This window comes from Ignavibacteria bacterium (assembly GCA_016873775.1).
Lineage (GTDB): Bacteria > Bacteroidota > Ignavibacteria > UBA10030 > F1-140-MAGs086 > JAGXRH01.
Window position 1 is genome coordinate 1 of sequence record VGWC01000076.1, and the last position, 11,800, is coordinate 11,800.

At 38.4% G+C, this 11,800-nt stretch carries 12 protein-coding genes; all 12 read right to left on the reverse strand.

Annotated elements, in window-relative coordinates:
• A partial coding sequence (locus FJ218_09450) for a hypothetical protein (protein ID MBM4167124.1) occupies positions 1–1,458 on the reverse strand: 1,458 nt, incomplete at its 3' end.
• 55 nt (positions 1,459–1,513) lie between these two features.
• Positions 1,514–1,807 (reverse strand): GIY-YIG nuclease family protein, encoded by a 294-nt coding sequence (locus tag FJ218_09455; GenBank protein ID MBM4167125.1) that lies wholly within the window; start codon positions 1,805–1,807, stop codon positions 1,514–1,516.
• 56 nt (positions 1,808–1,863) lie between these two features.
• Positions 1,864–3,519, reverse strand: a complete 1,656-nt coding sequence (locus FJ218_09460) for a restriction endonuclease (protein ID MBM4167126.1) — start codon at positions 3,517–3,519, stop codon at positions 1,864–1,866.
• Positions 3,520–3,631: 112 nt separating this feature from the next.
• Positions 3,632–4,783, reverse strand: coding sequence for an IMP cyclohydrolase (locus FJ218_09465; GenBank protein ID MBM4167127.1), 1,152 nt, complete (start codon positions 4,781–4,783; stop codon positions 3,632–3,634).
• Complete coding sequence (locus FJ218_09470; protein MBM4167128.1) at positions 4,783–5,322, reverse strand: carbonic anhydrase; 540 nt, start codon at positions 5,320–5,322, stop codon at positions 4,783–4,785. The genes FJ218_09465 and FJ218_09470 overlap by 1 nt, the downstream gene beginning before the upstream one ends.
• A 12-nt stretch (positions 5,323–5,334) precedes the next feature.
• Entirely contained in the window at positions 5,335–6,069 is a 735-nt protein-coding gene (locus FJ218_09475) for a TerC family protein (protein ID MBM4167129.1), read from the reverse strand.
• Positions 6,070–6,080: 11 nt separating this feature from the next.
• Positions 6,081–6,470 carry a VOC family protein gene (locus tag FJ218_09480; GenBank protein ID MBM4167130.1) on the reverse strand — a complete coding sequence of 130 codons (390 nt, stop codon included), beginning with the start codon at positions 6,468–6,470 and terminating at the stop codon, positions 6,081–6,083.
• Positions 6,467–7,192 carry a hypothetical protein gene (locus tag FJ218_09485; GenBank protein MBM4167131.1) on the reverse strand — a complete coding sequence of 242 codons (726 nt, stop codon included), beginning with the start codon at positions 7,190–7,192 and terminating at the stop codon, positions 6,467–6,469. Before FJ218_09485 ends, FJ218_09480 begins: the two co-directional genes overlap by 4 nt.
• Before the next feature lie 29 nt (positions 7,193–7,221).
• A complete protein-coding gene (locus tag FJ218_09490) occupies positions 7,222–8,664 on the reverse strand; it encodes an adenylosuccinate lyase (GenBank protein ID MBM4167132.1) in 1,443 nt (480 codons plus the stop codon).
• Between the two features lie 92 nt (positions 8,665–8,756).
• Positions 8,757–10,043, reverse strand: coding sequence for a dihydroorotase (locus FJ218_09495; GenBank protein MBM4167133.1), 1,287 nt, complete (start codon positions 10,041–10,043; stop codon positions 8,757–8,759).
• A gap of 36 nt (positions 10,044–10,079) precedes the next feature.
• Positions 10,080–11,027, reverse strand: coding sequence for an aspartate carbamoyltransferase catalytic subunit (locus tag FJ218_09500; GenBank protein ID MBM4167134.1), 948 nt, complete (start codon positions 11,025–11,027; stop codon positions 10,080–10,082).
• 132 nt (positions 11,028–11,159) lie between these two features.
• A complete protein-coding gene (locus FJ218_09505; protein ID MBM4167135.1) occupies positions 11,160–11,588 on the reverse strand; it encodes a hypothetical protein in 429 nt (142 codons plus the stop codon).
• Positions 11,589–11,800: the final 212 nt, after the last annotated feature.

Below are 11,800 nucleotides of genomic sequence, written 5' to 3' on the forward strand. Positions count from 1 at the left end.
TCTTTCTCCATCTGCATCTTCATTGCGTTTCTTCATCGCCGAAAGTTCAACGGAAGTTTTTTCGAGCAACGTTTCATCATACATCGCAAACATTTTTTGAATTGCGAAGCCGACATTTTCCGGTTCGGTAATAGTCATCACGGGAACACCGCTCGGCATTCTCAAGGTGGAAAAAATATCCGCGCCGCCAAATCTATCAGAATACGGCGGGCAAGCAATCACTGGAAATTTTGTGTTCGCCGCTGTTACGCCGGAAAGTCCGTTACTTCTCCCCGCAACCGTTACATACACAAGCGGCTCGATACTTGCGTCATATTCCTTGAGCATTTTCGCAAGTCGTTCCGGTTCTTTATGCGCAGAACAAATTCTATACTCATTCGGAATGCCGCGCTTGTTCAATTCACTCAGAATTTTTTTGCAATGTTCATCATCTGCGGGACTTCCGGCAATGAGCGCAACAAAATAACCTTTGATAATTCTGTTCGCTTTCAAATTGTTGCATAATCGTCGCGGTGAAAATTCAGTAGAAGGAATAAATTCTTTTCCGAGAAGTTGTTCGTACAGTTCAATGTAACGCAATGATGTGTTGATACGCATTTCTTCCGTCAGTATCGGCGCGTTGTTGCCGTGAATATCATAACCGCTTTCGATAAGTTGCTGGCGTAAAAATTCTTTCGACAATTCTTTTTGCGATTTATTTTCTTTGAACAGTTTTTCATACGAATCCGCATACCAATACCGTGATGAATCCGGCGTGAGAATTTCATCAATCACCATCAGGTTTCCCTTCGCATCCATTCCCCATTCAAATTTTGTATCCACGAGAAGTAAATTTCTGCTCGCGGCAAATTGTTCACCAAAGCGAAACAATGCAAACGATTTCTCTTTGATTGTTTTCAGTTGCTTAACCGAAACAAGTTTTTGTTTCACAATTTCATCTTCGGAAATATCTTCATCGTGCCCCGTGTCGGCTTTTGTTGTCGGCGTAAAAAGTAATTCTTTGAGTAGCTCGTTGCGTTTGTTGTGTTTCAGATATTTTGCGAGAGGAATACTGCATTTTGTTTTTTTGCCGTCATCGAAATAATCGCGCGCCATACTTCCCGTAATGTACGCGCGGACAATCGCTTCGATTTTAAACGGCGATGCTTCCTTCACCAAAAACGCATTGACATCGGGAGAGGCGAGATGTGCATTCGGGACAATGGATTTTGTTTGTTCGAGAAAGTGCGCTGCAATCTCGTTGAGGATTTGTCCCTTGAACGGAATTGTTCCGAGAACATAATCGAACGCGGAAATTCTATCGGTCGTAATCATCAATCGCTTATCGGCGAGAGAATAATTTTCTCTCACCTTTCCGCGATAATAATTTTTCTTCGTTACGAGTTCGGGAATGAACGCGCTGTCGAGTGTTTTGTTGAGTTGCTTCTGTATAATATTTTGTAATTCGTGTTTGTTCATGTTCAATTTAAGTTTGGAGTAGTACTTGTCATTCCGTGCTTGTCACGGAATCCATTTATGCTATTAACTTTGGAAATAAATCCAACCACTCTGGATTTTCTTTTTCTATCAATTCTACTTTCCATTGTCGTCGCCATTTCTTTATTCGCTTTTCTCTTGTGATTGCTTCACGAATATCTAACCATTCTTCAAAATACACAAGGTTGTGAACGTTATACTTTTCAGTAAATCCTTTGACGATATTTCGTTTATGTTCATCAACTCTGCGAATCAAATTATTTGTAACACCAGTATAAAGTGTTCCGTTTTTCTTACTTGCTAAAATATAAACGTAGTACCGTTTTTCCATTTATACATTTCTTGTTCAATTGTCATTCCCGCGAAAGCGGGAATCCAATACAGTTTTCATTTCTCTTTTTCAGCCAAAATTTGTTTTGCCTCTTTCAAATCTATCTTTGCTTTATGTCCGTGCTTCTCAAGTAAATTTAAAAGATTTCCACCGTTGAGTAGAGTCAATGGTTTTCCTTTTGCAAACTCATAAGCGTCAGGCCCATAATCAGAAGTTGCAACAAGAATTCCTTTAGTTGCACCTTCATTCATTACCGTTCCAAAAAGGTCTCTTACTGCAGAGACTCCAACTGTATTTGTGTAACGTTTTGCTTGTATTACAATTTTACCTCCACGAATTGGGTCAGGGTCAAAAGCAACAGCATCAACTCCTCCATCTCGACTTGCTTGTGTTACTTTTACTTCTCCGCCAGTTTGTTTGAACTCTTTTTCAAACAACTCTCGTATCAAATGTTCAAAATCTTCCCAATCCATTGCGGCAAGATTTGTGGTATTATCTAAAGAATTAGCAACTTCATATGAAGAAATAAATCTTTTATCTTCTCGATTTATTTGAAGTACAGGCGCAATCGGAGTTATAGAATGAAGTTTTGAGCTTCCAATACCTTTTAGCGTTTTAAAACAAGTTTTCGGTTCAATCTTTGAGAGGTCAATTGATTGAAATTCTTCTTTGCTGGTTTGCAAGGAAATTATGCACGCATTGATTGGCTTTCCAGTTCCTTTATCTATCGATTCAACCCAACCATTAAACACAATAGATTTTATTGCCCCAGCGACATCTGCTTCGAACAACTCGTGAATTGTTCGCAAACAAATTTGGTAAACTACACTATCATAAAGTTTGTTAAGCGTTGCTTCTGGCAAAAAAACTTCAACTTCTTCATCGCGGGATTGATTATACTTTACCTCTTTAATTTTTGGTAAACCTTCTTGTATCGGTAAAGAATAATCAACTATTAAGATTTGAGATTCTGAATTATAATCAAGTTCAAACTCTTGTGGAAAATAATCTGGATACTTGGAATTCGATAAAACCATCTCGCAATAATCTACAATAGCATCTCTATTTTTACTAATGTATTCTTCTTTTCTCTTTTCAATTAGTTCATTTTTCTCCTTTTGATTATTCAAGAATTCCAATTTTTCTACTTCCCACATTTGCAATTCTAATTGATACTCTTCTATTATTTTATTCGTTTCATCCTCGAATTGTTTGTTTCGTTCTTCATTTAGCTTAATTACTTCTTCTTTTTCTATTACCCATTTTTCATAGTCCAATTTAAAATTATTTTTTGCTTCATCTAATTTTCTTTGTCTTCTTGACGATGATACTTTATCAAGAAAACCAAACTCTGGTTGATATTTGAAACCAGTCTCTTTTGGCTCCCATGGAAAATATAATAATTTCGGTTTTGTCAATAATACAGGTTTAAGGGGTTTTGGTTTTGTAAAATCTGACCGATCTTTAAGAGTTTCCCAGATAATTGCATCGTTTATCGAAAGAGTATGATCTAAAATATTTTCTAATTCTCCAATTGCTTGTTGTGCTTCTTCTGTTTTTTCTCTTGCCTCAAGGTTTTGTATTTTTTTTGCCCACATCTCGTTCCAAGTTGCTAATTGAGCTTCTGCCTTTTGCTCAACGATATATTTATCTGAACCTCTGATAAGGCGATATTTGTTCAATCCTTTGTGTCTTACTTCTATTTGCCACATAATTTCAAATAATATTTTTTATTTACGATTGTTTTCTATATCGGTAATTTGGATTCCCGCTTTCGCGGGAATGACAAGTTGGTAGTGGTCGTTGTTTTATCAATCTTTCATCCTAAAAATGCGCAAAGCATCGTTCTCCCGTAATTGCAAGCGCAATGTTGTGTTCGTTTGCGGCTTTGATAATTTCTGCATCGTTGATAGAGCCGCCGGGGAAAATAATTGCAGTTACTCCTTCTTTCGCAACAGCATCAATAGAATCTCTGCTTGGGAAAAAAGCATCGCTTGCCATCGCGAAACCAACGAGTGAATGTCCTTTTTGTTTTGCTTTTGCAATTGCTTGTTCCACTGCACCGATGCGTTCTTGTTGTCCCGTGCCAATTGCAATTGTAATTCCATTGTTTACAAACACGATTGCATTCGAGCGAACATTGATTGTTATGTACCACGCTGTAAGCATATCTTCAATTTCTTTTTCCGTTGGAAATCGTTTGATGGAAACATCACCAACTCCGGCATCGAGAATAAGGTTTTCTTTTGAACGAATAGAAGTTACAAATGGAATTTCCAACGCAACCGAACCATCGGCAAACATTTTCGGTACGATGAAATCTTTCACATCGTCGCCATCAAATTTTGGAAGTGAATCGAGATGTGAAAATGTAACAATGCGAATATCTTTGTTCACTCCGTAGCGTTTTGTATTGTGAAGAATCTCGAGCGCTTCATCATTAAACGAAGGCGCGGCAACAACCTCAAAAAAACTTTTCATTATTTCATCCGCTGTTTCAGCATCAACATTTGTATTCAACACAATCACTCCGCCAAATGCAGCACGCTCATCGCAATTTCTCGCTTGTTGAAATAATGTTTTGAGCGAAACGTTTTTATTCTGTTGAACTGCAACTCCGCTTGGGTTCAAATGTTTCATAATCGTAACAGCGGGTTGCGGAAAATATTTTAAAATTTGCAGTGCGTGTTCAATGTCTTGTAAGTTGGTAAGCGATGGTCCGCCTTTTCCCATTTTCAAAAATCGCAATGAACCAAGCGGAGTGTTTTCATTTCCGACTTCTTTATAAAATGCGCACGGTTGATTGGGATTTGTTCCGTACCGCATCGGAAAAATATTTCCGTCGTTATCATTCCATTTGACACGGGAATATTTTTTCATTCCATTTCCGAAATTCATTTCAATGAATTCCGGAAATTGTTCGCTCGCAGTTGCCGTGCGATAAACTTTTTTGAGATTGGAAATATCAGTGGGCATTATTCTTTGATTTGATACAACAAGTTATCGTCAACATTGAAGAAGAGCGGTGCAATGAGGATTTTTGGATAACGAAATCGCAAACGCTGCGCTTCACCAAGAACAAAATCAATCTCATTGCCGATTTCAAATTGCGGTGCGTGATGCCAAAAATGTTCTTCTGCATCGTGGCGACTCCATCCTGCGTTTTCCACAAGTCCTTTGATAAAATTTTCTTTGCGCGAAATCAAATTCACCATTCCACAATTGTTATGGCAAATAAGCGCAAACGCTTTTACATCGCCGATGGAAATTGCGTACGAAACTTTGAATTCATTGTTCCGAAAATTTGCTCCGCCGCTTCGTAAAATAAATGCGAAGTTATTCGGAATGTGCAACTGCTTGCGATTATCCATACACATCCCAACAAGTAATTCTGCTTTTTCATACGGCACAAATTCTTTGTCGAGATTGTGATATTCGAGAAGTTTTTCAACCGGTGTGTTGTGATAGTGAGAAAAAATATCTTTCTGTGTTCTAACTGTTATTAAACGTTCCATTGTGAGAATACATTATTCGATTGGTGAACGAAGTTTTACTGGCGTTGAAACTTTTTTTCGAAGTTTGAGATTGAGCATTTCGACAAAAACGGAAAATGCCATTGCAAAATAGATATACCCTTTTGAAATGTGTTGGTCAAATCCTTCTGCGATGAGAGTTACTCCAATGAGAAGGAGAAAACTTAACGCAAGCATTTTTACTGTCGGATGGCGTTCAACAAAATTACTGATAGAAGTAGCAGAGAGCATCATAAAGAGTACTGCAACAATTACGGCGGTAATCATAATTCCAATTTGATTTGTCATTCCGATTGCAGTGATAACAGAATCGAGAGAAAAGACAATATCGAGCATCGTGATTTGAATGATAACGTTTGCGAAGGAATATGCTACGATTTGTGTTGTTGATTCTGCGCCTTCGAGTTTTGCGTGAATTTCATGCGTACTTTTTGCAAGAAGAAATAATCCACCGAGAATAAGAATCAGATCACGTCCTGAAATTTCATTTCCCCATACGCCAAAAAGCGGAGATGTAAGTTTCATTACCCATGTTAGGGAAAAAAGAAGTGCGACGCGCATAATCATTGCAAGCGCAAGTCCGATGATACGCGCTTTCGGTTGCTGTTCAGTTGGAAGTTTTCCCGTGAGAATAGAAATGAAGATAATATTATCAATGCCCAAAACGATTTCAAGCGAAGTGAGCGTGAGTAGCGCAATCCAGAATTCTGATGTAAAAAGTAATTCCATAGAAGTAAACATTATTTCATTTTTTCGTCAACGGGTTCCCACAATTCAATTTTGTTTCCTTCCGGGTCCATTATCCAGCCGAATTTTCCGAAATCGTATTCTTCAAATTTGTCAATTACTTCAACACCTTCTTCGCGCAGTGTTTTCAATAACTCCGTAAGATTTTCCACGCGATAATTGATCATCGTTTCTTTTGTGCTTGGAAGAAAATAGTCTGTCTCTTTTTTAAACGGATTCCAAACCGTAGTTCCTTTTATATCCGGATTATCTACATCGCGCCACTCGAACATTGCTCCGTACGGGTCGCTTTCAATTCCTAAATGTTTGCGATACCATTCTTTTTGTTGTTGAATATCATCGCATTTGAAAAATATTCCACCGATTCCTGTTACACGTTTCATAAGATTTTAGTTTTGTTGTTTATAATATATGTTTCAAAAAAATTCGTTTTATAATTCATCATCACGCACGCGATAGCAACACGAAATTCTTCGTTCAACATTACAAACACTTCTTCGCATAAATTTTTCGGAGTCGAAGATTGTAAAATAATTTCTCTCGGTTCACCAACAAATGATGGAAGTGGGTTTATATATTCACCGTTGTATGTCGAAATATATTTTGCATTCCCTGTTTGTAATTGAACATAAAAAAATAATCTTTCTTCTCGCCCATTGTCATTTCGTTTTAAAATACTGAAAGTACATTCACTACCGGTTTCGCTGATACAAGCGGAAATACGCGGTGTGAAATGCGGTTCATCGGGTTCATAAGTCCAATGCGTTAATGCTTGTTGCAAAATATCTTTTGTGTTTCGACTTCGTTTCTCTGCGCTCAACACTACGTTATCAATTGTTTCAATGATTGAACTCGTTTGTTTTCCATTGCTGACGACGATTCCTTTTTTCCACCACATTGCCGGATAAATGAGTAGTTCTCTGTCGCCTTTATTTACAATAGTTTCGTCCGTTGGAACAACGAATATTGTTTTTTCTTGTTCATCGAGAATCAATTTTCTTGCGTGACTTGATTCTGAACGTCCCGTAAGTGCATACAGTGCAAAAACATTTTCGTCAATAGTTTTTCCAACGATGATAATTCTACCGGGGTAATTTTCAAGCATTGTTTGCCACGAATTTCACGGAATGTTTTTTATACGTTTACACTCGATTCGATTGAAGATATATTTTCATACTTCTTCAATTTCGGTTTCACAACGTCATTCAGATATTCTTCCACTTGATGTTCTGCTCTTCCGGCAAAAAGATTTGGATTCTGTGAAAGCGAATCGAGTTCTTCTTGTGCGATTGGAATTTCTTTATCCATTGCGATAAGTTCAAACAAAGAATTTTCTTCACCCTCAAGTTTCATTTTCTTTGCAACTTCTTTCGAATGCATTTTTATTCGCTCGTGAATTTCTTGTCTGCTTTTTCCTTTTGCAACTGAACGCATCAAAATTTCTTCCGTTGCAAGAAAAGGAAGTTCACGTTGTAAATGTTTTGCAATTTGTTTTTCATACACAACTAAATTACTCGTAATGTTTGCATATAAAATCAGCACAGCATCGGCAAGCAAAAAAGATTCGGGAATATCAATGCGGCGAATTGCAGAATCATCAAGCGTTCGTTCGAGCCATTGATTGGCAGCGGTTTGATATGCGTTTGTTGGTTTTGTAAATAACATTCGCGCCAAACTTGTCATTCGTTCGCAGCGCATCGGATTGCGTTTGTAAGCCATTGCCGATGAACCTGTTTGCGACTTTTCAAACGGCTCTTCCATAATTTGCAAGTTGGAAAGCAAACGCAAATCTACAGCAAATTTGTGCGCGCTTGTTCCGATTCCCGCGAGTGTTTCCAAAACTTTTGCATCAACTTTGCGCGGATATGTTTGTCCCGTTACAAAATATGTTGCATCAAATCCTAATTCTTGCGCAACACGTTTATCGAGTTCTTTCACTTTTTTTTCATCACTGTTGAAAAGTTGTAAAAATGTTGCTTGCGTTCCCGTTGTTCCTTTGATACCGCGTGCTTTCAAAATTTTGTCTTCGACAAATTCGAGTGAATCCAAATCGAACAATAAATCTTGAATATAGAGCGTTGAGCGTTTTCCGATTGTTGTCGGTTGTGCCGGTTGATAATGCGTGTAACCAAGCGTAACAAGTCCTTTGTGTGTTTCGGAAAATTGAACAAGATTTCGCAACACGCCGATAAGTTGTTCTTTTATGAATTGCAATGCGCGTTTTATTTGCCAGAGTTCTGCATTGCAAACAATATCACAACTCGTTGCGCCGAGATGAAGAATCGGTTCTGCATTGGGACATTGTTTTCCGAATGCAAACACGTGACTCATTATATCGTGGCGAATTTCTTTTTCCTTCGCTTCGGCGACATCGTAATTGATGTTCGTTGCAAATTGCTTCAACTCATCAATATGTTCTTTGCGAATGGAAGTTAAACCAAGTTCCATTTGCGTTTCAGCGAGCGTTATCCAAATTGTTCGCCAGAGTTCAAATTTTGTTTGCTCGGAAAATAATTCCACCATTCGCTTCGATGAATAGCGAGTGATGAGTGGGTTTTGGTATGTGTTGTAATTCACGTTTTTATTTTTTCAACTTCGTGCCTTTGTGTTTTCGTGGCAAATAATAAAAACCACTAAGACACGAAGAACACTAAGGTTCACTAAGTAATTTATTTTGACTCAATATACATTCCGTTATTATAAATCCCCATTGCTTTTCCTTTCAGCTTCCATTTATCGAACGGAGAGTTTTTGGATTTCGATTTGAATTGCTGCACATCTACAGTCCATTCTTTTTTTGCATCAATCAACGTGAAGTTTGCCTTTTCTCCGACTTCAATTTTTATTTCATGAAGTGAAAGAATTTTTCTCGGATTCACAGAAAGTTTATCAATTAATTGTTTCCACGTAAGAGTTTTTGTTTCGATTAGTTTTGTAACACAAAGTCCAATCGTTGTTTCAAATCCAACAATACCAAACGGCGCATAAATATATTCCACATCTTTTTCGTCAATTGAATGCGGCGCGTGGTCAGAGGCAATCACATCAATTGTTCCGTCATGCAAACCAACGAGCAACTCATCTACATCATCTTGTGTTCGCAATGGCGGATTCATTTTTGTATTTGTATTGAACGAACGAACTTCCTCATCCGTCAATGAAAAATGATGCGGCGTAACTTCGCAACTTACGTTTAACTTTTTCTTCTTTGCTTGCCGCATTATTTCAATTGATTCTTTCACACTCAAATGCGCGGCGTGGTATTTTCCTTTTACATATTCAACAATTTGCACATCGCGTTGCAACATTGTCGTTTCTGCAAGCCGCGGAATTGCTGACATTCCCAGCGTAGTCGAAATAAATCCTTCATTTATTACACCTTTTCCCGCAAGCGATTTATCTTCGCAATGTTGAATAAACGGCAAATTATACATTGAGCCGTATTCCAAAATTCTTCGAACCAAATCTGCATTCTCCACCGGACTTCCATCATCAGAAAGAGCGACAGCACCGGCTTCGGCAAGTTCTGCAATGGGAGAAAGTTCTTTTCCCTCGCGTGATTTCGTAGCAGCAGCAATCGGAAATACTTCAACGGCAGGAACACTTTTTCTCGCTTGCGATTTTATATATTCAACTGTTGCGGCAGAATCAACAGCGGGATTTGTATTCGGCATACAAGCAACAGCAGTAAATCCGCCGTTCGCCGCAGAGGTTAATCCCGTTTCGATTGTTTCTTTGTGCTCGTATCCCGGTTCGCGTAAATGCGTGTGCATATCGCAAAATCCCGGCGCGAGAATAATTCCGTTGCAATCAATCACCCGCGTATTTTTCTCTGTAGAAATTTTCTTTGCAATTTTCTTGATGTTCCCGTTTTCAACAAGCACAGAAGTTATTTCATCTGTTTTTGTCAACGGGTCAATGACGTGAGCGTTTTTGAATAAGTATGATGAATTCATTTTCAATCTAAAATCTAAAATGTAAAATCTAAAATTTCAATTTGCTTTTCCTTTTGTTCCCAACAAGAAAAGTATTCCCATTCTCACCGCAACGCCGTTCAACACCTGATGGAGAATAAACGAATGTTCACTATCCGCAACGTCAGCAGAAATTTCTACGTCGCGATTGATTGGACCGGGATGTAAAATCGTAATCGGCTTTCGCGCTTTTTCCAAACGCTTTTTTGTTACGCCAAAATATTTATTGTATTCTTCATTCGATGGAAACAACACCGCGTGCAATCGTTCGCGTTGAATACGCAGCACGTTCAAAGCATCAACATTCGGAATCACGTCGTCAATGTTGTGAAACACTTCCACGCCAAGTTGCTCGATGAATTTCGGCATCATGGTTTTAGGTCCGCACAAAGAAACTTTTGCACCCATTGTTTTCAGTCCGTAAATATTGGAAAGCGCAACGCGGCTATGAGAAATATCGCCGACAATGCCCACGCGCAAACCATCGAGCGTTCCGAATTTTTCCCGCAGCGTCATCATATCGAGCAATGCCTGCGTGGGATGTTCGTGCGCTCCGTCTCCCGCATTGATAATTGTTGCGTCTGAAATGCGCGTGAGAAACAACGGAACTCCCGGCGATTCGTGGCGCACAACAATCATATCAATTTTCATCGCTTCGATATTTTTCACCGTGTCTTTGAACGTTTCGCCTTTACTCACGCTGCTTCCCGACGCAGCAAAATTCACTACGTCAGCAGAAAGTCGCCGCTCGGCAAGTTCAAATGCAATGCGCGTGCGTGTGGACGATTCAAAAAATAAATTGACAATCGTTTTGCCGTTGAGCGTCGGCACTTTTTTTATCGGACGTTCCAGCACTTCGCGAAACGACATTCCCGTATCGAGCATCAGCGTAATATCTTCCCGCGAAACATTTTCCATTCCGAGTAAATGATTGATATGAAGTTTTGGTGTTGGTGTTTCTGTCATTGAAAAAAGTAGTTGAGTAAAAAGTATGTTAGTAGTTGAGATTTTTACTTAGTGTTTCTTAGTGTTCTTTGTGCCTTAGTGGTTTTATTTTTTCACCACAAAGTCACGAAGGCACAAAGTTTCAACAAAATTTTATTTGTTTGGATAATCAATTCCTAAATCTTTTGCAATTAGTTCAAACCCACGTTCATTTTTGTACCTCTCTACGTCTATGTTTTTTATTCGTACTTTTTCCCAAGTAGAAGATTTGTCGTGGTGTTTTCGGATGAACTTTAATGGTAGTGTATAGAACTCAACATTCTGCATTCCTATTTTTGATGGACTTCCTTTTTTGTACTTTCCCATAAAGTAACCTATGTTTAAGAATGCAACAATTACGTAATCAAACGCAGAAAAAGATTTCTCTTTTACAGGAAATCCTCTATCGCAATCTGTTTGATAACGACTTTTCACTTGAATGCGAATTTGTTTTTTTGTTTTTCTTGGGTTCGGATGAATACATATTAAATCATATCCTTCATTATTTGGAGGTGCTTTGTAAGTCAAAATATTTCTCCGCATCAAATAACCTTGAACTAAAAATTCAGCTCCGTGCGAAACGACTGGTAATCGCAAAGTATTATTTATTTCTTTTTTAGTTTCCATATTTTCTTATTCTTCCTTCCTAATTCATAATTAAAACCGCGCCGTCTTCACCATCAATTTCTTTCATCGTTACTTGCACGTCGTCAGTTTTTTCTGTAGTGATTTTTGTTCCGACATAATTCGGTTCA